We start from the raw sequence: 20,367 nt of genomic DNA, 5'->3' as shown, positions 1-20,367 counted from the left end.
GGGCTCACTCCACGAACAGCAGGGCAGGGGTTTCCAGGCGACGCCGGATCGCCTGCACGAACTCGGCCGCGTCCATGCCGTCGACGATGCGATGGTCGAACGACGAGGACAGGTTCATCAGCTTGCGCGCGACCACCTGGCCCTCCTTGAACATCGGCCGCTCGATGATGCGGTTGACGCCGACGATCGCCACTTCCGGATGGTTGATGATCGGCGTGGAGACCACGCCGCCCACCGGGCCGAGGCTGCTGATGGTGATCGTCGAGCCCGACAGCTCCTCGCGGGTGGCCTTGCCTTCGCGCACGGCCGTGGCCAGGCGCGCGATCTCGCCCGCGGTCTGCCACAGGTCCAACGACTCGGCATGCGCGACCACCGGCACCGACAGGCCCACTGCGCTTTGCGTGGCGATGCCCAGTTGCACGCCTTCGTAGCGCGTGACGACGTTGGCATCGTCGTCGAAGCGGGCGTTCATCTGCGGGTAGTCACGTGCGGCGAGGATCACCGCGCGGGCCAGCAGCGGCAGCAGGGTCAGCTTGCCGCGTTCCTTGCCCCAGCGCGTGTTGAGCTGGGCGCGCAAGGCCTCGACCTCGGTGACGTCGATTTCCTCGACATAGGTGATATGCGGAATGGTCGACCACGACTGCTGCATCTTCTGCGCGATCTTGCGGCGCAGGCCGATGATCGGGATCTGCTGCTCGCCGGTGCGGCGCGCATAGCCGCCACCGGAGGCGGCGCCGCCGACCGGCTGGGCCTTGCCGCCGGCCGCGGCGTAGGCGTCGAGGTCGGCCTGCAGGATGCGACCACCCGGGCCGCTGGCCGGCACAAAGCGCAGCTCGATGCCCAGGTCCCACGCGCGGCGGCGCACGGCCGGCGAGGCCAGCGGTTGCTCGCCGGCGGCGAGCACGCCGTTGGTCACCGGGCCGCGCGCATCGGACGTCGTCGCCGGCGCGGCACGCTTGGCAGGGGCCTGCGCGCGCGGTGTCTCGACCGCCGGCGCGGGCTTGGCGGCCTCGACCTTCGGCGTGTCGACCTTCGGTTCGGCCGGCTTGGCGGCCGCTGCCTCCGGCGCCGCGGCGCCGGCCTTCACATTGCCGGCGCCTTCGACTTCGAGCCGGATCAGCTCGCTGCCGACGGCCATCATCTCGCCGGGCTGGCCGCCCAGCGAGACCACGGTGCCGGCGACAGGCGAGGGGATCTCGACCATCGCCTTGTCGGTCATGACCTCGGCCACGACTTCGTCTTCGGCGACGGTGCCGCCGACCTCGACCTTCCAGGCGATCAGTTCGACTTCGGCGATGCCTTCGCCGATGTCCGGCATCTTGATGACGTGGTGTCCCATCGCTCAGTCCTCCAGCACGCGATGCATCGCGTCGATGACCCGGGCCGGGCCCGGGAAGTAGTCCCATTCCTGCGCGTGCGGGTAGGGCGTGTCCCAACCGGTGACGCGCTCCACCGGCGCCTGCAGGTGGTAGAAGCAGTGCTCCTGGACCAGCGCGACGAGTTCGGCGCCGAAGCCGCAGGTGCGGGTGGCCTCGTGCAGCACGATGCAGCGACCGGTCTTCTTGACCGAGGCGACGATCGTGTCGAGATCCAGCGGCCACAGGCTGCGCAGGTCGATGACCTCGGCGTCGATGCCGGCGTCTTCGGCCGCGGCCTGCGCCACCCACACCGTGGTGCCGTAGGTCAGGATGGTGACCGCCTGGCCTTCGCGCACGACGGCGGCCTTGTCCAGCGGCACCGAGTAGTAGCCTTCGGGCACCTGGTTGTCGGCATGCTTGGACCAGGCCACGACCGGGCGGTCGTGATGGCCGTCGAACGGCCCGTTGTACAGGCGCTTGGGCTCGAGGAAGATCACCGGATCGTCGTTCTCGATCGAGGCGATCAGCAGACCCTTGGCGTCATAGGGGTTGGACGGCATCACGGTGCGCAGGCCGGCGACGTGGGCGAAGATCGCCTCCGGGCTCTGGCTGTGGGTCTGGCCGCCGTAGATACCGCCGCCGCAGGGCGTGCGGAACACCAGCGGCGAGGTGAACATGCCGTTGGAGCGGTAGCGCAGGCGCGCCGCTTCGGAGACGATCTGGTCGTAGGCCGGGTAGATGTAGTCGGCGAACTGGATCTCGGCGACCGGGCGCAGGCCGTAGGCGGCCATGCCGATCGCCGCCCCGGCGATGCCGCTTTCGGAAATCGGCGCGTCGAACACGCGCTGCTTGCCGTACTTGGCCTGCAGGCCGTCGGTGCAGCGGAACACGCCGCCAAAGTAGCCGACGTCCTCGCCGAAGATCACCACGGTGTCGTCGCGCTCGAGCATGACGTCCATCGCCGAACGCAGCGCCTGGATCATCGTCATCGGCGCGCTGCCGGTGGTCTGGAGTTCGGTTTCGCTCATCTCACACTCCCAACTGCTGGCGCTGGCGGCGAAGGTGGTCGGGCATGTCCTTGTAGACGTCGTTGAACATGTCGGCCGCGCCGGGACGGTTGTCGCTGCCGAGCAACCCATGGGACTCGGCTTCCTTGAGTGCGCGCGAGATCTCAGCATCGAGTTCGCTGCGCACCTGTTCGTGCTGTTCGTCGCTCCACAGCCCGCGCTTGATCAGATGCCGCTTCAGGCGCTCGATCGGATCGCCGAGCGGGAAATGCTGCGCGTCGTCGGCGGGGCGGTACTTGGAGGGATCGTCGGAGGTCGAATGCGGACCGGCGCGATAGGTGACCCATTCGATCAGCGTCGCGCCCAGATTGCTGCGCGCGCGCTCGGCGGCCCAGCGCGAGGCGGCGTAGACGGCCAGCAGGTCGTTGCCATCCACGCGCAGCGACGGAATGCCGTAGGCGGCGCCGCGTGCGGCGAAGGTGGTGTTCTCGCCGCCGGCGATCGCCTGGAACGTCGAGATCGCCCACTGGTTGTTGACGACGTTGAGGATCACCGGCGCGCGGTACACGTGGGCGAACACCAGGGCGGCGTGGAAATCGCCTTCGGCGGTCGCGCCGTCGCCGACCCAGGCGGTCGCGATCTTGGTGTCGCCCTTGATCGCCGAGGCCATCGCCCAGCCCACGGCCTGGATGTACTGCGTGGTCAGGTTGCCGGAAATCGAGAAGAAGCCCGCGTCCTTGTACGAGTACATGATCGGCAACTGGCGGCCCTTGAGCGGGTCGGCTGCGTTCGACAGCACCTGGCACATCATCTCGACCAGCGAGACCTCTTTGGTGATCAGGATGCCTTGCTGGCGGTAGGTCGGGAACTGCATGTCGCCGTCGCGCAGCGCCAGGGTCTGGCCGACCGCGATCGCTTCCTCGCCCAGGCACTGGATGTAGAACGAGGTCTTCTTCTGGCGCTGGGCGATCAACATGCGGGCGTCGAAGGCGCGGGTCTTGAGCATCGCGTGCATCGCGCGCAGCAGCACGGCGTCGTCGATGTCGGCCGCCCACGGGCCGACCGCGTCGCCGTTGTCGTCGAGCACGCGGACCAGTTGCGTGGTCAGCGGCGCGGTCTGGCCGGCGGTTACATCGAGCGCGGGCTTGTCGACCGCGCCGGCCGGGCTGAGCTGCAGATAGGAGAAATCGGTGGCCTGGCCCGGGCGGGCACTGGGTTCGGGCACGTGCAGCCGCAAGGGGGCGGTCGTGGCCGGGGTCTGGGACGTGGACATGTCAGGAGCCTCGCTGGACATGGGACATGGAAGAACGGACATGCCGGCGGCGGGGGGCGTCGGCGAGGGCGCGGCCGATGCCCGGACGGGCGATCGACGCGAGGGGGCACGCGCGGGGCGCGTGCCGGGACGGGGCACAGGACAAGAAACGCTTCTCCCGGTCGGGGCGGGCTCGGCCCGCGGCACTCAGGCGGGCGCGGCGCGCCGCATTCCGCCAGGCGTGAAGTCTACGGCGCCGGCCGGCTATCGTAAATTTGTTTAATTCTTTACGAGGTATCGTAAAATCCGATGCCTGCCGCTGTTCGGAGTGTGACATGCAGATTCCGGCCAACCTGTCGTTGCGGCAACTGCGCTACTTCGCCGAAGCGGCCGAGTTGGGCCAGTTCTCGCAGGCGGCCCGCAAGCTGCACGTCTCGCAATCGGTGATCACCACTGCGGTCGCCCAGCTCGAGACGATGCTGGGCCTGCGTCTGTTCGACCGGATGCCGCACGGGGTCGCGCTGACCGCGGAAGGCCATCGCTTCCACCAGCACGTGCGCCACGTGCTGGACACGCTGCAGGACGCGCTCAGCGAGCCGACGCTGCTGGCCAATGCGCTCACCGGGACAGTGCGGGTCGGCGCTTCGTACACGGTGCTGGGCTACTTCCTGCCCAGCCTGCTGGCGCGTTTCAAGCGCTCCTACCCACTGGTGGAGATCGATCTGATCGACATGGACCGCGCCGAGATCGAACGCGGCGTGACCGACGGCGCGCTCGATCTGGGACTGTGCATCATCTCCAACATGGTCGAGCCCTATGTGCTCCGGCGCCAGGCGCTGATCCGCTCGCGCCGCCAGTTGTGGATCGCCGAATCGCATCCGCTGGCGCAGTTGCCGACCATCGGGCCGGCCGATGTGGCGCCGTATCCCTACATCATGCTGAAAGTGGACGAGGGCGAGGCCTCGGCGATGCGCTATTGGCACTCGGTGGGCCATGCGCCGAACGTGGCGTTTCGTACCTCGTCGCTCGAAGCCCTGCGCGGCCTGGTCGCCTACGGATTCGGCGTCAGCATCCTGTCGGACATGGTCTACCGGCCCTGGTCGCTGGACGGCCGCCGGATCGACGTGCGTACGCTCGAGGTGGCCGTGCCGCCGATGGAAGTGGGGCTGGTCTGGCGCCCCGACGCCCCGTTGTCTGCGCCCGCCCATGCGCTGCACCAGTTCCTGGTCTTCGCCTGCGACGGCTGAGCGCACTGCTGCGTGCGCGTTGATCAAGCCCTCCGCCCGCGCGTCGGCGGCTTGCGTCAGGTCGGGCAGGACCAGGCCCTTCCCACGTGTGGGGGCGGGTTGGATGGGAACGACACGTGGCTGCGACGCCACGCCGATCGGCCCATAGCTTTGGGTTATGCATGACCCAAGTATTCGCAATGGAGCCGGGCCATCGGGCCCGGTTAAGTTCCCATCAGAGAATTTCATTGCATTTTCTCGGATCAGGCCAATTCTTCGCGCGATCGGATCGAGATGTCCGCCGTGAAACCGGCCGCCGCGGGATGGACCCCCTCACTGTGTGTTTCCCACCGCGCTCCTCCCCCAAGAACCGGGTTCTGTCCGTCCTTTCAGGGGCCTCCCCACTTGTCGAGACTGAACACGATGCGCAACCACACACTCCGTCCCTCCCTGCTGACACTGGCCTGCCTCTGCGGGCTCTTGGCATCCGGCACCACGTTCCAGACATTGGCGCAGGACGCGCCCGAAGACGCCGAGGCGTCCCCGTCGGCCCCGCGCACGCTCGATGTGATCCAGGTCACCGCACAAAAGCGTGTGGAATCGCCCACTGAAATCCCGATGTCGATCAGCGTACTGGGCGAGGAAGCCCTCGACCGCCTGCAGATCAACAACGTCAACAACCTGGCCGGTGTGATTCCCGGCCTGCAGGTCAACAACCTGGGCTGGCCCGGCCGCGCGCAGGTGTCGTTGCGCGGCATCGTGCCGATGGGCAACACGGCATCGACCGCGATCTACGTCGACGACATCCCGCTGACCCCCAACGGGTCGCTGTCGGGCGGCACGTCGGGCATGTTCGATCTGCTGCCCTATGACCTGCAGCATGTCGAAGTGCTGCGTGGTCCGCAGGGCACGCTGTATGGCGCCAGTGCGCTGGGCGGTCTGGTCAAGTACGTCACCCGTCGCCCCGAACTGGACTACTTCGAAGGCCGGGCCGGTGGCACGGTCAGCGTCATCGACGACGGGGGGCACGTGGGCTACGCCGGACGCGTCTCGATCAACGCGCCACTGGCCGAGGGCAAGCTGGCAATGCGCGCCAGCTACGCCGAGCAGGCGACGCCGGGCTGGATCGACAACACCGTGCTCCAGCGCCGCGACACCAACGACGTGCGCCAGAAGGCCGGGCGCCTGTCGCTGCTGTGGCAGCCGATCGACACGCTCGAGGTGGTGCTCAGCGCGATCACCCAGCAGAACCGGGCCGACAACCTTGGCGTGGTCTCGCTCGATCCGGTGACGCTCGAGCGCTCGCTGCCGGGCTACGCCAGCGACTATCTGCTGCTGCAGCCGAGCACCATCGATGCCGATGTCTACGGGCTGAGCGTCGACTGGGATCTGGGCTGGGCCGATTTCAATGCATCGAGCAGTTGGCTCGACTCGCGCACCTGGCGCGTGCAGGACCTGTCGGCCGAGTACGTGCCGCTGCTCGGGGGCACGCCCGGTCGTGGCCCGCTGGCCTACGCGGCGCTCGACACCAAGATCGGTCTGCGCAAGTTCACCCAGGAAGTCCGCCTGACTTCCAAGGACACCAGCAGGCTGGCGTGGCAGATCGGCGCGTTCTACACCGACGAGGACGCCGACTACATCGAGTTCGGCGACGTCATGAGCGCGACCATGACGCCGGTGGCCTCGCTGTTCACCGCGGATGTGCTGACCACGTATCGCGAGAAGGCGCTGTTCGGCAATACGACCTGGAAGTTCAGCGACCGCTTCGACCTGGCCCTGGGCCTGCGCCATGCACAGAACGACCAGGTGTTCGACCAGAGCCTGGGCGGCCTGCTGGGCGGCGGACAGGCTTACAACGGCACCTCCTCGGAAAGTGTGACCACCTGGAGCGTCAGTCCGCGCCTGTTCTTTGGCGAGGACAGCATGGCCTATCTGCGGGCCGCCAGCGGCTATCGCGCCGGCAGTCCCAACCCGCTGATCGCCAATGCGCCCGATGTGCCGCGACAGGTCGACGCCGATACGCTGGTCAACTACGAACTGGGGATCAAAAGTCATCTGTGGGACCGGCGTGCCCTGGTCGAGGCTGCGGTGTTTCGCATCGACTGGGACGACATCCGTCTCAACCTGGCAACGCCCAGCGGCATTTCCTATGGCCTCAACGGTGGCAGCGCACGCAGCCAGGGTGTCGAGTTCAGCGGCTCGATCGCGGCGAGCGACGGCCTGCGCCTGAGCGGGACGCTGACCTATACCGATGCCGAACTGACGGCGTCGATTCCGGGTCAGGCGCCGGCGGGCACGCCGCTGCCGCAGGTCCCCGAGTGGAGCGGCAGCGTGCAGGCGCACTACCAGTTCCCGACCCGGGGCGAGTGGGCCTGGAGCCTGGCCGGCGCCTTGCGTTACTACGGCAGCCGTCCGCTGTCGGTGGCGGCGTCGCAGTCGATCGATCTGTCCAGCTACAGCCTGCTCGATCTGAGCGCCGAACTGGGCAGCACCGACGCCTCGTTCCGCTTCTTCGTCAACAACGTGACCAACGAAGATACCTTCACCGCGGCCAGTCGGACCCTGTTGGGATCGGCGCGTCTGACGCGCTGGAATGGCGTGATGCTGCAACCGCGTACCATCGGCGTGTCCTTCGATTACCGGTTCTGATGCCATGCCCGTTCCATCGCGCGCGCGGGTCCTGAAGTCCTTGTCGTGGTCGCTGCCCTGGCTGCTGTTGGCATGCCAGGTGCAGTCGGCCGAGCCATCGCCGGCGACGGCAGTGGCCGTCGACGGCATCGCGGCGGACGGGCCCGGGTGTGCGATCACCGCCTCGCGCGCAGGGCAGGTGATCCTGGCGGCGTCCGCGGGTCTGGCCGATCTCGATCGCGGTCGCCCGATCGACGGTGACACGCTGTTCTACGCGGCCTCGGTGTCCAAGCAGTTCACCGCACTGGCGGTCGCGCAACTGGCGGCGGCCGGCACGATCGAGTTGGACGGGGATGTGCGGCAGTACATCCCCGAACTTCCGGGCCAGTCGGGCACGATCACGCCGCGGATGCTGATGCATCACACGTCCGGCCTGCCGGACTGGCTGATGCTCGCGGCGATGGCCGGCGTCTCGGACTGGGGCGTTCTCGACCAGGCAGGCGCGGTCGGGCTGGTGACCGCGCGCCCGGACACCGCGTTCGCGCCGGGGACACGCTTCGAGTACTCCAACGGCGGCTACCTGCTGCTGGCCGAGATCGTGGCGCGCACCACCGGCTTGCCCTTCGCCGAGTATGTCCGCAGGCACATCTTCGAGCCGCTGGGCATGCGCGATGCGTTCTTCCTCGCCGGGCAACGCCCGACGGGTGCCGCCGTCGCCCACGGATACGTGCCTGCCAAGGGCGGTTTCCAGGTGCGCGACACCTATCCGCTGATCGGCGGCTCGGGCGGGCTGATGCTCACTGCGAAGGATCTGGCCCGCTACGAGTACGACATCGAGGTCGGCCATCGAGTGTGGACCGATGCGGTGCGCGAGATCATGTGGACGCCGGCGCAGCTGTCCGACGGTGGCTTTGCCGGCGTCCCGGACGGGCTGGGCTATGCGGGGGGGCTGCGCGTGGGCGAGCGCAACGGCCAGCGCGTCATTGAGCACGCGGGCGCGGCTGAAGCCTTCCGCCTGCAGTACCTGCGGCTGCCCGAGCACAGGCTGGGCGTCGCGGTGCTGTGCAACCGCGGCGACCAAGACCCGATTCCGCGTGCCGATGCGATTGCTGCGGCGCTTGTGCCCGCCGGTCTGTGGACCGAACCGGCAGTGGCCGCGGTGCATCCGGGCGAGTACGTCGATGCTGCGCTCGGCCTGCGCTACCGCGTGCCCGCACCCGAAGGCGATCGGCTTGCGGTGCGGATCTTCTCGGCGCTGACGCCTGCCGACGGCACGATGCAGATGTTCCGGCGCGACAGCAGTGGCGGCTTCATCGCCGAGGACCCGGTGCGGCCGATCCGCCTGCGCATCCCGCCTGGCGGCGCCACGCTCGAGGTCTCGATCAACAGCAGCACACTGTCCCTGCAGCGGAGTCCTCACTGATGACCAATCCCCCCAAGTCCCCGCGCCGTCGCCGGCGTTGGCTGCGGATCCTGCTGGCGGTCGGGGCCTTGCTGCTGGTCGGCGCGGTGCTCACCTTGCACCTGCAGATCCGCAAAGGCAGCTGCAGTGCCTCGCTGCCGTTCGCGGCGACGTTGCGCAACGCCGATGTCGATGGTCTGCGCATGCGCTGGTCCATCAGCGGCGATCCGGACGACCGACGTCCGACGCTGGTCATGATCACGGGGCTGGGCAGCGGCCAGGCAACTTGGGCGTCGGTGCTCGAGGGACTGCTGCGACATGGTCGTGTGTTCACCTACGACAGACTGGGCTACTGCGAGAGCGATGCCGCACCGCCGGGACCGCGCGATGTGGTGACGATGGCCGACGAACTGCACGGGCTGCTCGAGACGACGCAGATCGCGCCGCCGTATGTGCTGGTCGGCCATTCGCTCGGTGGCCTGGTGGCCGAGGCCTACGCCGCGCGCTATCCCGATCAGATCGCCGGTCTGGTGTTCGACGATGCCCGCGCCGCCGATTTCATGCTGCGCTGCCTGGATGCACTGGGCGAGTCGCGGTGTGCCGATCCGTGGTGGGTGGCGCCCCTGCTCAAGCTCGCGCCGATCCAGGCGCGCGAATTCACCGCGCTGCAGGCCAGCGAGGCGCAGGTGCGCAGCCTCGAACCTGTCTCCGGTGTCCCCGCACTGGTGTTGTCGGCCGGCGTGCTGCGGCTCGGCGACGATGTCCTGGAGGTCTGGCTCGACAGCCAACGTGGGCTGGCGTCGCGCTATGGCGCCCAGCAGATCACCTTCGAAGGCAGCTCGCACTTCCTGCATACGCAGGACCCCGCGCGCTTCGTCAGTCTGGTCGGCGCATTCGTCGATGCCTTGCCTGCGCAGGACGGCGCCGGGGCGCCGCACGGCGACTCAGAGGCCGAGCGGGGGGCCGCGCCCCTCCAGCGCGATCGAGAACTGCTTGAGGAATCCCTCGATCAGCCGTGATGGCGGACGCTCTTCGAGGAACATGCACTGCACCTTGAAGCCGAGGGCCGGAGACAGCGGCCGCCATGCAAGCCCGGGGGCGGCGAAGGCCTGGGCGGTGAACTCGTCGACGATCGACATGCCCGCGCCGCACCGGGTCAGCCCGGCGGCGATGTAGAAGGTCTGGTTGGAGACGACTTCGCGCACGCGCACCTGCAGGCGCTGCAGCTCGCGATTGAACAGATCGCCCAGCGGGCCGCCGGTCGTCATACCGAGCAGCTCGCGGTCCTGCAGGGCTTGCAATGCAATCCGCGCGCCGACGTCGGGCATGTCCGCCTCGCGGAACATCAGCACCAGCTCGCCGTCGGTGAGGTCGCGACGCTTGAGCCGTGGATGGGTGGGCGCGTCGTAGCCGATGGCGATGTCGCAACTGCGCTCGTAGAGCGCACGGAACAGGTCGTCGTGGTGCAGGGTCTGCACTTCGAAGGTGGTGTGCGGATAGCGCGTGCGGAATCGGGCAATCGCCAACGGTGCCACCTGCAGGCCCAGCGATGGCACCACCGCAAGGCGAATGTGGCCATCGGTCATGAAGCGCAGGTTGCTGGCGGTCTTCTGTAGCGAGGTCAGGCGCCGGAAGACTTCCGCCGCTTCGTTGGCCAGCGCATGCGCTTCATCGGTCGGCACCAGACGGCCGCGCACACGCCGGAACAGCGCCATGCCGAGCTGCTGCTCGGTGTGCGCCAGCACCTTGCTCAGCGCCGGCTGCGAGACGTGCAGGGTGCGCGCGGCGCCGCTGATCGAACCGGTGGTGTAGATCGCATGGAAGACTTCGATCTGGCGGAAACGCATGGTCGGCTCCGGGATTGCGATCGGCCCACCGTTCGGATCGGTGCGGCCGGCCGTGGCGGCTCAGGCGGTCAGCGGGGAGGGCGCCACCCTGGGCGGCTGCGCCGGGGCGATCGGCGTGGGCGTCCGGTCCTCGACCTCGATGCGGCGGCCGCCGCCCCACAACATGGACGCGGGTGGCTGCAGCAGGCCGCCGACCAGGTGCATGCCACCGGGGTGATCGTCGCGCAACCACAGCGGGCCGTCCAGGTCCACGAAACGCGCGTGCCGGCCGACATGCAGCGCCGGCGCGATCGCCAGCGACGAACAGCCCATGCAACCGACCATGATCTCGAAGCCCTGCGTGCGCGCGGCATCCAGCAGCGTCAGCGCACCGGTCAGGCCGCCGGTCTTGTCGAGCTTGATGTTGACCACGCCATAGAGGTCCTGCAGGCGCGGCAGGTCCTCGGCGACATGGCACGACTCGTCCGCGCACAGCAGGGTTGCCGACTGGAAGCCACGCAGGCGTTCGTCCTCGCCTGCCGGCAAGGGCTGTTCGACCAGTTCCACGCGCGTGGCCGCCAGCAGCGGCTGCATGGCCTGCAGCAGGTCGATCGTCCAGCTTTCGTTGGGGTCGACCATCAGGCGGGCCTGCGGCGCGGCATCGCGGACGGCCTGGATCAAGCGCGCCGGATCGTCTGCACCGACCTTGATCTTGAGCAGGTCGAGATGCGCATGGCCGCGCGCCGCTTCGGCCATGCGCTCGGCCGTGTCCAGACCGATGGTCTGGGCGGTCGGCAGGCAGGGCAGATCGGTCTGCCCGAGCAGCGTCGAGACCGGCACACCGCGGCGCTGCGATTCCAGATCCCACAACGCGCTATCGACGGCATTGCGCGCCGCACCGGCCGGTAGCATCCGCTGCAACTGCGCACGGTCGAGCGCGGCCGGTGGGAGGCGGGCGAGTGTTTCGACCTGCGCGATCACCGAGTCGATCGTCTCGCCATAGCGTGCATAGGGCGTCGATTCGCCGCGTCCGATGCGGCCGCCGTCGCGGATATGGACTTCGACCACCTCGGCCGTGGTGCGCAAGCCGCGCGAGATGCGGAACGGTGTGGCCAGCGGCCACGAGCGCGGGACGGCGCTCAACCAGGGAAGCATGCGTGGATCCTGTCGATGATGGCGTCAGTGCCGTGGCGCAGGGGGTCCTGCGTGGGAAGTCCGAATGCCTGCTCGATCTCTCGGCACAGACGCAGCGCGTCGGCATCGGGCAGGTCGCAGGTATTGAGGGCGATCCCGACCGCCTGCACAGCGGGATTGGTCAGGCGTGCGGCTGCGAGGTTCGCGTCCAACGTGGTGCGCAGGTCGGGCAGCGGGTAATGCGGCAGCCCGCGCATATGCGTGCGCCCCGGTGCGTGGCACAGCACGAGGGCGTCGGCCTGGGCGCCATGGAGCAGCCCCAGCGACACACCGGCAAAGGACGCGTGGAACAGCGACCCCTGGCCCTCGATGACGTCCCAGCCCCCATCGGTGCGTGCCGGGGACAGCCACTCGACGCCACCGGAGATGAAGTCCGCGACCAGTGCATCGAGCGGCAATCCGCCACCGGCGATGAAGATGCCGGTCTGGCCGGTCGCGCGGAAGTCGGCGCGCCTACCGCGTGCGCGCAGCGCCTGTGCGAGCGCGAGCGCGGTGTACATCTTGCCGCTGGAGCAATCGGTGCCGACCGTCAGCAGACGCAGGCCCGCGCGTCTCAGACCGGTGCCGACCGGGACCGCGGGCGGCGTGCGTGCATCGAACAGATGACGGCCGTTGCGCCGCGCGGCTTCGACGATCGACGGATGCGCGGTGAGCCGCTCGTGCAGGCCCGATGCCACGTTGAGGCCGGCATCCAGCGCGGCAATGACATCGGCGACGATCGCCGGTCCGAGCCGGCCGCCGGCATTGGCGACGCCCACGACCATGGTGTTGATGCCGGCGGCCCGGGCGTCGACGACGCCCATGTCCGGCAGGTCCACGCTGGTGCGGCATTGCGGTCCGCGGAACTGGGCCCGGCACCACTGCGGACGGAACTGGGCCAGGCCGCGCGCGGTCTTGGCCGCGAGTGCGTCCTGCGCATCGCCCAGATAGAGCAGGAAGGGCGGCGGCCACAGCGCGGGGGCTTCGGGATCGGGCGACATGCGGGACCTGGGCTTGCTGGCCAACACCGGACGGCCTCCATCTTCGATGGCGCGTCCTGGCCGGGCTATTGAATTCACGCCGCCGGTCTATAGCCAGGGATTATGGGTTGGTGACGACGGGCCATCCCGATCAGCCCGCACCCGGCGCGGTCGGCGGCGCGGCAGATGGCTCGAATGCATCGCCGCGACGCCTCCAGAGCTGCGTCAACGCGTATAGCAGCAGGGGCACGACATAGGTCGCCAGAATCGCGTAGGCCAGCAGGCGGTAGCCCTGCGCAATGAGCGCGACGAGTCCGATCGCGTCGGCCATGAACACCGCGCCGAGCAGGATCGCGGCGATGATCGCCGTGCGCAGGCCCGGGCCGGGTTCGGTGCCGGTGCGCTCGCGCCAGTTGATACGCAAGCGCGCATCGACCGATGCCATCAACGCCACACCCGTCTCCACCAGGGCGACCAGAATCATCAGACGGAACAGCCACTGGAACCATGGCAGCTCCAGCTTGCCGAGCATCATGTCCGACGGCAGCGGCGCGTCGGCGATATCGGGCAGGAAGGCCAGCATGCAGACGTAGAACACCATCGCCGGCACGATCGCCAGCGGTCCGGCGAGTGCACCGGCAACGACGGCATCGCGCCGACGCAGCAGGTGCCTGACGACGATCAGGGTCGAGACCGCTGCGAACACGTTGTACCCGGCGTAGGTCAGCCCATCGAGTGCCCAATGCGGGCCGAGGCCACTGCTGCCGGACATGCGTGCCATCGAACCATCGCCGAAGCGCAACAAGATCAGACACGCCGCCAGCGCGTAGACCACGTACATGAACAGCGACATCAGCTTGAACAGCCGCTCGACGGCCGTCGTGCCGGCCTGCACGACGGCCGTGATCACCACCACCAGCAGCAGCGTGCCGACCAGGCGCGGCCAGTCGAACATGGTGGCGGCCAGTTCACCGGCCGCCGCCCCGAACACCGCCAGCACGACGACGATCAGAGCCAGATAGGCGACTTCGAACGTCCACCAACCACGGCCGAGAAGATGCCGGAAGAAACTGCGGTAGTCGTAGGCGCGGATCTCCCGCGCCAGAAGGAAGGTCAATATGCATACGACGCTCCACACGACCATCGACAGGGTCATGGCGGCCAGCCCGCCCCATGGGCCCGAAGGCAGGAAGAACTCCGCCAGTTCGCGCCCGGTGGCGTAGCCGCCGCCGATGACCGCCGACTTGAAGGCCAGGCCCGGTAACAGATAGCGCTGGAACCGGCTGGCCTGCGTCGTCATCGTGCGGCGTCCGCCGATTCGAACAGGTAGAAGTCGCGGACGGTGCGTGCGATTTCGGCAATCACGCGTTCGCGTTCCGGCCGGGGCGCGTTGCTGGCCTTGACGAACGCGGCGATGACAAACTGGCTGCCGTCCGGCAGGGTGACCACGCCGACGTCGTTGACCGTGCCGCCGACGGTGCCGCTCTTGTCGGCGACCACGGTGCCTGGTGGCATGCGACCGCGCAGACGCGCATCGCAGGTCCGGCAGCGTTCCATCACGCTGGTCAGCACGCGTGTGCTCGCTTCGCTCAGTGCCTGGCCGCTGAAGATGCGCTGCAGCAGCGTGGCCATCGCCGGCGGTGTGGAGGTGTCGCGCGGGTCGTTGTCGTAGGGGGCATACGCACCCGCGCCGCGCGTGGCCAGTTCGGGGTTGGCCTTGACCAGTTCCACCACGTCGGCCTTGCTCAGACCGCGGGTGTCGACGCCGTAGAACTCCCTGAGCAGCGTGCGGGTGTCGCGATCCAGACGCTGGTCTTCGATGCCCTGACCCCGCAACCAGGCAGTCACCGCCGCGGGCCCGCCGGCCTGCTCGACCAACACGTCGGTCGCCGTGTTGTCGCTGTTGGTCATCATCACTTCGATCAGGTTATGGATCGACAGGCTGACGCCGGGATGGATGAAATGCTCGGCGATCACCAGCGAATCGACGTACTTCTCCGGTTCCACGGCGACCAGCGTGTCCAGTGCGAGCTCGCCAGCATCGACCTTGGCCAGGATCGCCGCAGCGACCGCGATCTTGAACGTGCTCGCCATCGGGTAGCGCTGATCGGCGTTGAGGTGCACCGGCGTGCCGGTCCCGTCCAGTCGCCATGCCGAGACGCCGACGGTGCCATCGATGGACGAGGCCAGGCGTTCGATTTCCTTCTCGACCACGCGGCTGTCGGCCGATGCCGACAGCGGGACGGCGCCCAGCGCGAAGGCCAGACCGAGGACGAGGGTGTTCTTCAGACTCTTCATGCGATGCAAGCCTCTACGACGTGTTCAAAACCGGTTTCAGCGCGCATCGGATCGCCCGCAGGCAGACCCAGACGCGAGGACACTTCAGCGCAGGCCGCCAATGCGGCCTCCGGACTCATGCCATGCGTGTTCAAACTGACCCCCACACAGCGGATCGCCGGGTTGGTGCGGCTGCCCAGACGCACCGTCAGGTCGATCACGTCCTCGATCGAGGGCAGGGGATAGTCGGGGTACCCGAGCACGTGGGCACGCCCGGGTTGGTGGCAGACGACGAACACGTCTGGCTGACTGCCATGCAGCAGTCCCAGGGTCACGCCGGCATAGGCGGGATGAAACAACGAACCCTGTCCTTCGATCACGTCCCAATGGTCATGCGCGGCGTCTGGACTGAGCTGTTCGGCGGCGCCGGCCGAGAAGTCCGCGACCATCGCATCCATCGGCAGGCCGCCCCCGGCGATCAGGATGCCGGTCTGCCCGGTGGCGCGGAAATCGGCATCGACGCCGCGCGCGCGCAGGCCCTTGACCAGCCCCAGCGCGGTGTACTTCTTGCCCAGGGCGCAGTCGGTGCCGACCGTCAGCACCCGCTTGCCGCTGCGCTTGCGGCCATTGGCGACCGGAATGCCCGGCGGCGGCACGCGCACGCTGATCAGGCGGCGGTCGAGCCGGACCGCGGCCTCGGCCAGTTCCGGAATGTGGGCGAGCACCTGGTGCATGCCGCTGACCAGGTCCAGGCCCTGCTCCATGGCCTCGAGCAGCGACGGGATCCAGCTCGGCAGGATCGTGCCGCCCTGGTTGGCGATACCGATCACCAGCGCGCGTGCACCGGCGGCGTAGGCCTGTGCAGGCGTCATCGACGGCAGGCCGGTACTGACGGTTGCTGCGGGCAGGGCCCACTCGCCGACGCAGTGTTCCGGCGCCCAGTCGCGCAGACCGATCGCAGTCTTGGCAAAGCCCGGTTCGGTCACATCGCCGAGAAACAGCAGGTACGGCTGCGGCAACGCGATGACCGCGTGCGCCGCGCCGTTCGAAGAAGGTGTCATCAAGGTCAAGCTCCAGTGGGGCGTGGACAGCAGGGGAGAGCAGGCACGAGGGCGCGCCTGTAGAGGCAGGAGGGGGGAGGGGGGAGGGGCTGCACGCATCGGTGGGACCGAGCGTGCAGCGGACCTCAGAAGCGGTAGTCGATCGACACGCCGACCGTGCGCGGTTGCAGCGGTACGCCGACCACCGCAACGTCGCGGTTGAACACATCGCGCACGAGTCCGGTGGACACGTAGGAGCGCTCGTCGGTCAGATTGCGGGCGTACAGACGCGCGGTCCAACGCAGATTGGTCAGCTCGGCGTGGAGGTCGACGGCGCGGTAGCTCTCGATCTCGTAGCCGCCGATGCCGACCCGGTTGCCGGTGAAGCGGAAGCCGCCGCCGACGCGCCCGTGCCAATGCGGCCCGGCCTCGAAGTCGTAGTCGATGGTGCTCGACCAGCTCAGGCGCGGCGTCAGCGGCATGCGGCTGCCCGAGGTCAAGCCGCTGGCGGGCGGCACGTCGCCCAGTTCGGAATCGGTGTAGGCGGCGTTCAACCCGACGGTGATCCGCTCGGTCGCGCGGACCAGCGCCGCAAGTTCCAGGCCCTGGCTTTTCGCGCTGCCGGCGTTGCCCATCCGCGAAATGCCGTTGACGGTCTCGCGCAACTGGATGTCGTCCCAGTCGATACGGAACACCGCCACGTCGAGCATCGCGCGCCGGTCCCAGAAGTGCGACTTGTAGCCCAGCTCGAAGTTGCCCAGCGTGTCGGAGCGCGTCATCGGCACCGAGCCCGTCACCGAGACGTTCGGGCCGCCGGGCCGGTAGCCGGTCGCATAGCGCGCATAGAGCATCGACCGGTCGTCGAGATGCCAGCGGGACGCGAGTTTCCAGGTGAACACGTTCTCGTCGATCGAATCGACCAGGTCGAGCGTGCCGCCATAGAGCGCACCGGTGGTGTGCTGCTCGAAGTCCTGTTCGTTGCGGGCGTAGCGCACGCCGGCCGACACGTCGAAGCGCGGACTGAACTTGTAGGTCGCATCGGCGAACAGCGCCTGCTCATCGTAACGGCCGGGCAGGGTGCCCGACGCGGCCTCGAACGGCAGCGGATTGCCGTCGCTGTCGTAGGGGCTGACTTTCTGACGGTTGCCGTGCTTCTCGCCGGTGAGGAAGGTGCCGACCAGCCATTCGAAGCGGTCGTCGGCCTTGGAACTGAGCCGGAACTCCTGGGTCCACTTGCGGTTGCCCAGGAACACGTCGAACTGCGCCTGACCGGCCGGCACCGCGCCCCCGGTCAGCAGCGGCCAGGCAACGCCGTAGACCAGCGTGGCGTCCTGGGTCTCGTCCATCCGCGTCTCGGAGAAACTGGTCGCCGACACGAAGTCGAGGTTGCCCAGGTCCCAGTCCAGGATCGCGGAGTGGTAGTTGGTCTCCATGCGATAGGGCGTGGGACGGAACAGGATGCCGTCGAGCTCTCCGCGCAACGGCGCCAGCGTCGTAGGGGTGAGACCGACCTGCCCGGTGTTGTCGGCGTCGACCAGCTGGTGCAGCGTCTGCAGGCGCAGGTTTACGTGGTCGGTGAGGCGCCAGGTCAGCGCCACGCGCGAGGCGAGTTGCGAATAACCGTTGCTGTCCTTGGCGTCGTCGCCGGTGAGATCGGGCTGGTCCACGTAGCCCGGCGTCACCTGCCTGGAGAAGCTGGCGCGCAGGCCGACCCGCCCCTCGACGATCGGCGCGTTGATCGCCGCGCGCAGGCCGGTGCCCAGGTCACCGGCTTCGCTGGTGGTGTTGACGTCCATGCCGGCGCGGAACTCGATCGCATCCGGATCGGCCGCCTTGGTGATGTACTTGAACAACCCGCCCATCGCCCCGGCGCCATACAGTGTGCCCTGCGGACCGCGGAGCACCTCCACGCTCTGGATGTCGTAGGGCAGCAGGTCGAGCGCGTAGGTCGTCGCACGCTGCTTGTTGGTGCTGGGGCCGATGGGCGTGTCGTCGATGTAGGTCCCGATGATCGAGCCGCCGCCCAGCGGGGCCACGCCGCGCAGGGCCATCGCGGTCTGCCCGGGCGCGCCGCCGCTGTCGACCTGGAAGCCCGGCACATAGGCCGCGAAGTCGTTGAGCCGCGTCGCGCCGAACGCTTCGAGGCGTTCCTCGCTGATCACGCTGACCCCCGAGGCCACCTCCATGACGTTCTCGCTGCGCTTTTGCGCGGTGGCGACCACGCGGTCGAGTTCCACGGCGTCGGGCGCCTTGCGGCCGGTGTCGCTGTCGGCGTCCTGCGCGAACGCCTGGGGGATCTGGCCGGCACAACACATGGCCAGCGTGGAGGCGAGAATCGAACGTTTCATCGTGCGCATGCCGGGCTCCGCAATGGACGTGATCAGGTGGGAAGAACGATCGGTTTCCAGGTCTGGCCGAGCAGACGCCGGAAGTTGCCGCCGAGGATCTGGCGGATGTGCCCGTCGCTGTAGCCGCGACGGATCAGGACCTCGACGAGGTCGTAGGTCTTGCGGGGATGGTCGAAGCCGTCGGTGTCGATACGCTCGCGGAACGCGTAGCTGGCCTTGTAGCTGGCGCGTAGCGCCGCCAACTGGTCGCTGGGCATGTCGTCGTAGCCGTGCAGGTCGGCATCCGACCCGATGCCGACATGGTCGATGCCCACCAGCTTCACGACATGGTCGATGTGATCGACCATGTGTTCGATCGTCGTGGGCTCGCGGTCACGCACGAACATGCGCACACCGGTGATGCCCATGACCCCGTCCTTGGCGGCGAGCTTGCGGATCGCCTCGTCGGTCTTGACCCGCGGATGGTCGTTGAGCGCCCGGCAATTGGAATGGGTGATCGCGACCGGGCGCGGCGACAGCTCGATCGCGTCGAGCGTGGTGCGATCGCCGCAATGGGAGACGTCGATCAGCATGCCGGACGCGTTCATCGCTTCGATGATCTGCACGCCGAAATCGCTGACGCCGCCATCGACCCGGTCGGTGGCGCCCGACCCGAGCAGGTTCTGCGCGTTGTAGGTGAGCTGGGCGCAGCGCATGCCCAGGCGGTAGAACAGGGCGACATCGTCCGGGGTGCGGAAGTGTTCGGCGTTCTGGACACCGATCATCACCGCCACCTTGCCGTCGGCCTTGGCACGGTCGAGGTCTTCCGCCTCGCCGACCAGCGTGAAGACGTGCCCGTTCCGGCCGACGAAGCCGTTCCATGCGGCCATGTAGGCGAGCGTCTCCTGGAACGCGTCCGGACCGCCGAGGCCGATGGCGTGATGCAGGGCGGTGATGCCGCTGGCCCGCATGTCGGCTGCGTCCTGGTCGCTGATGCGGATGGCCGGGTACTCGGGGCGAAAATCGATCTTGATCACGCCGAGCATGTCGATGACCAGGGACTCGCGGACGAGATCGACTGCTCGGGTGGAGTAGTCGGTGGCCACGCCGGGGATGACCGCATGGCGGCCGCGCGCGATGGCGGGAAACGCGATCGCGCCCGCAGCCAGGGCGGCCACGCCACCGAGCAGACGTCGGCGGGTCAGGACAGGGGCGTGCGGTGTGGTGGACATGGCCATCTTCCGAGAATCCCGTTACGGCAATATTTATCCTGATCAGAGAATTGTCAAGGAATATCGGACGCATTGTCCCGAAAATGCGCTGCATTGCAGCATCAGGCGCGTCGCCATCCGGGGGCGACCGCACGGCGCACAGCACGCCGACGCGGTGCGGTGGCGGGCAAGGACCGCGGGGCTAGATGTGATCTTTCAGTAGGTTGTTCATCCGGGGCATCTCTGGAAGATGGGGGTTACCAAGCCAACCCAGCCCCAGGAGCCCCGGATGAACCTGCATAAACATGCCCGATTGACGCCCCATGGTCGAGCGCTGCTCGTGCGCCGGGTCCTGCAAGAAGGATTGCGGGTGGTAGAAGCTGCGCAGGCGTGCGGTGTCAGTCCGCGTACCGCCTACAAGTGGCTCGATCGCTTCCGCTGCGAAGGGGCGGCTGGGCTGGCGGACCGCAACTCCCGGCCCGCGCGGTGCCCCCATGCGACGCCCGCATCGGTGACGGTGCAAGTGCTGGCGCGGCGGCGCGAGCGCCAGACCTATCGTCAGATCGGCGATGCGCTGGGGTTGAGTCAGAGCACCGTCGCCCGGATCGTTCGACGGGCCGGTCTCAACCGGCTCTCGGCCCTGGAGCCACCGCGTCCCCA

Annotated in this window: 16 protein-coding genes; 5 read left to right on the top strand and 11 right to left on the bottom strand. The window is 68.3% G+C overall.

Features of this window, described 5'->3' with window-relative positions:
* Positions 1-4: 4 nt before the first annotated feature.
* Genes ABE487_RS04040 through ABE487_RS04030 form a run of 3 tightly spaced genes read right to left on the bottom strand, consistent with a single transcriptional unit; the run spans position 5 to position 3,638 of the window.
* Complete coding sequence (locus ABE487_RS04040; protein ID WP_346442445.1) at positions 5-1,339, bottom strand: dihydrolipoamide acetyltransferase family protein; 1,335 nt, start codon at positions 1,337-1,339, stop codon at positions 5-7.
* 3 nt (positions 1,340-1,342) lie between these two features.
* The gene (locus tag ABE487_RS04035) at positions 1,343-2,386 is read right to left on the bottom strand and encodes an alpha-ketoacid dehydrogenase subunit beta (RefSeq protein ID WP_346442446.1); all 1,044 of its coding nucleotides are present in this window, start codon (positions 2,384-2,386) and stop codon (positions 1,343-1,345) included.
* Position 2,387: 1 nt separating this feature from the next.
* Positions 2,388-3,638, bottom strand: coding sequence for a 3-methyl-2-oxobutanoate dehydrogenase (2-methylpropanoyl-transferring) subunit alpha (locus ABE487_RS04030; RefSeq protein ID WP_346442447.1), 1,251 nt, complete (start codon positions 3,636-3,638; stop codon positions 2,388-2,390).
* Between the two features lie 314 nt (positions 3,639-3,952).
* On the opposite strand from ABE487_RS04030, the gene ABE487_RS04025 reads away from it, so the two are divergent.
* The 4 genes from ABE487_RS04025 to ABE487_RS04010 all read left to right on the top strand — a co-directional run bounded on the left by ABE487_RS04025 (position 3,953) and on the right by ABE487_RS04010 (position 9,892).
* Positions 3,953-4,864 (top strand): LysR family transcriptional regulator, encoded by a 912-nt coding sequence (locus ABE487_RS04025; RefSeq protein ID WP_346442448.1) that lies wholly within the window; start codon positions 3,953-3,955, stop codon positions 4,862-4,864.
* Positions 4,865-5,266: 402 nt separating this feature from the next.
* Positions 5,267-7,492 carry a TonB-dependent receptor gene (locus ABE487_RS04020; RefSeq protein ID WP_346442449.1) on the top strand — a complete coding sequence of 742 codons (2,226 nt, stop codon included), beginning with the start codon at positions 5,267-5,269 and terminating at the stop codon, positions 7,490-7,492.
* A gap of 4 nt (positions 7,493-7,496) precedes the next feature.
* Positions 7,497-8,894 (top strand): serine hydrolase domain-containing protein, encoded by a 1,398-nt coding sequence (locus ABE487_RS04015; RefSeq protein ID WP_346442450.1) that lies wholly within the window; start codon positions 7,497-7,499, stop codon positions 8,892-8,894.
* Positions 8,894-9,892 (top strand): alpha/beta fold hydrolase, encoded by a 999-nt coding sequence (locus tag ABE487_RS04010; protein ID WP_346442451.1) that lies wholly within the window; start codon positions 8,894-8,896, stop codon positions 9,890-9,892. The genes ABE487_RS04015 and ABE487_RS04010 overlap by 1 nt, the downstream gene beginning before the upstream one ends.
* On the opposite strand, the gene ABE487_RS04005 is transcribed toward ABE487_RS04010, so the two are convergent.
* From ABE487_RS04005 to ABE487_RS03970, 8 genes are all read right to left on the bottom strand, one after another.
* Positions 9,818-10,720, bottom strand: a complete 903-nt coding sequence (locus ABE487_RS04005) for a LysR substrate-binding domain-containing protein (RefSeq protein ID WP_346442452.1) — start codon at positions 10,718-10,720, stop codon at positions 9,818-9,820. The two genes, ABE487_RS04010 and ABE487_RS04005, sit on opposite strands and share 75 nt — an antisense overlap.
* Positions 10,721-10,780: 60 nt before the next feature.
* Positions 10,781-11,854 (bottom strand): N-acetyl-D-Glu racemase DgcA, encoded by a 1,074-nt coding sequence (gene dgcA, locus ABE487_RS04000; RefSeq protein ID WP_346451436.1) that lies wholly within the window; start codon positions 11,852-11,854, stop codon positions 10,781-10,783.
* Positions 11,839-12,873 (bottom strand): N-acetyltransferase DgcN, encoded by a 1,035-nt coding sequence (gene dgcN / locus ABE487_RS03995; protein ID WP_346442454.1) that lies wholly within the window; start codon positions 12,871-12,873, stop codon positions 11,839-11,841. The genes dgcA and dgcN overlap by 16 nt, the downstream gene beginning before the upstream one ends.
* Before the next feature lie 130 nt (positions 12,874-13,003).
* On the bottom strand, positions 13,004-14,152 hold the full coding sequence (locus ABE487_RS03990; protein WP_346442455.1) for a hypothetical protein: 1,149 nt from the start codon (positions 14,150-14,152) through the stop codon (positions 13,004-13,006).
* Entirely contained in the window at positions 14,149-15,150 is a 1,002-nt protein-coding gene (bla, locus tag ABE487_RS03985) for a class A beta-lactamase (protein WP_346442456.1), read from the bottom strand. Before bla ends, ABE487_RS03990 begins: the two co-directional genes overlap by 4 nt.
* Positions 15,147-16,190 carry a DUF1611 domain-containing protein gene (locus ABE487_RS03980; RefSeq protein WP_346442617.1) on the bottom strand — a complete coding sequence of 348 codons (1,044 nt, stop codon included), beginning with the start codon at positions 16,188-16,190 and terminating at the stop codon, positions 15,147-15,149. Before ABE487_RS03980 ends, bla begins: the two co-directional genes overlap by 4 nt.
* A gap of 125 nt (positions 16,191-16,315) precedes the next feature.
* Positions 16,316-18,526, bottom strand: a complete 2,211-nt coding sequence (locus tag ABE487_RS03975) for a TonB-dependent receptor (protein ID WP_346451438.1) — start codon at positions 18,524-18,526, stop codon at positions 16,316-16,318.
* 23 nt (positions 18,527-18,549) lie between these two features.
* Positions 18,550-19,728 carry a membrane dipeptidase gene (locus ABE487_RS03970; RefSeq protein WP_346451440.1) on the bottom strand — a complete coding sequence of 393 codons (1,179 nt, stop codon included), beginning with the start codon at positions 19,726-19,728 and terminating at the stop codon, positions 18,550-18,552.
* Positions 19,729-19,996: 268 nt separating this feature from the next.
* On the opposite strand from ABE487_RS03970, the gene ABE487_RS03965 reads away from it, so the two are divergent.
* On the top strand, positions 19,997-20,367 hold a 371-nt coding region (locus tag ABE487_RS03965; RefSeq protein WP_346451442.1), incomplete at its 3' end, for a leucine zipper domain-containing protein.

Origin of the sequence: Luteimonas sp. TWI596, assembly GCF_039674105.1 — a bacterium.
Classification (GTDB): domain Bacteria; phylum Pseudomonadota; class Gammaproteobacteria; order Xanthomonadales; family Xanthomonadaceae; genus Luteimonas.
This window is presented reverse-complemented; position numbering and strand designations above follow the sequence as displayed.

Bases quoted from the DNA above. Each gene is read 5' to 3' on its own strand.
- ABE487_RS04020 (WP_346442449.1), top strand. From the start codon at position 5,267: ATGCGCAACCACACACTCCGTCCCTCCCTGCTGACACTGGCCTGCCTC.
- dgcN (WP_346442454.1), bottom strand. From the start codon at position 12,873: ATGTCGCCCGATCCCGAAGCCCCCGCGCTGTGGCCGCCGCCCTTCCTG.
- ABE487_RS04030 (WP_346442447.1), bottom strand. From the start codon at position 3,638: ATGTCCACGTCCCAGACCCCGGCCACGACCGCCCCCTTGCGGCTGCAC.
- bla (WP_346442456.1), bottom strand. From the start codon at position 15,150: ATGAAGAGTCTGAAGAACACCCTCGTCCTCGGTCTGGCCTTCGCGCTG.
- ABE487_RS04025 (WP_346442448.1), top strand. From the start codon at position 3,953: ATGCAGATTCCGGCCAACCTGTCGTTGCGGCAACTGCGCTACTTCGCC.
- ABE487_RS04015 (WP_346442450.1), top strand. From the start codon at position 7,497: ATGCCCGTTCCATCGCGCGCGCGGGTCCTGAAGTCCTTGTCGTGGTCG.
- ABE487_RS03975 (WP_346451438.1), bottom strand. From the start codon at position 18,526: ATGCGCACGATGAAACGTTCGATTCTCGCCTCCACGCTGGCCATGTGT.
- ABE487_RS03970 (WP_346451440.1), bottom strand. From the start codon at position 19,728: ATGTCCACCACACCGCACGCCCCTGTCCTGACCCGCCGACGTCTGCTC.
- dgcA (WP_346451436.1), bottom strand. From the start codon at position 11,854: ATGCTTCCCTGGTTGAGCGCCGTCCCGCGCTCGTGGCCGCTGGCCACA.
- ABE487_RS04040 (WP_346442445.1), bottom strand. From the start codon at position 1,339: ATGGGACACCACGTCATCAAGATGCCGGACATCGGCGAAGGCATCGCC.
- ABE487_RS03980 (WP_346442617.1), bottom strand. From the start codon at position 16,190: ATGACACCTTCTTCGAACGGCGCGGCGCACGCGGTCATCGCGTTGCCG.
- ABE487_RS04005 (WP_346442452.1), bottom strand. From the start codon at position 10,720: ATGCGTTTCCGCCAGATCGAAGTCTTCCATGCGATCTACACCACCGGT.
- ABE487_RS04035 (WP_346442446.1), bottom strand. From the start codon at position 2,386: ATGAGCGAAACCGAACTCCAGACCACCGGCAGCGCGCCGATGACGATG.
- ABE487_RS03990 (WP_346442455.1), bottom strand. From the start codon at position 14,152: ATGACGACGCAGGCCAGCCGGTTCCAGCGCTATCTGTTACCGGGCCTG.
- ABE487_RS04010 (WP_346442451.1), top strand. From the start codon at position 8,894: ATGACCAATCCCCCCAAGTCCCCGCGCCGTCGCCGGCGTTGGCTGCGG.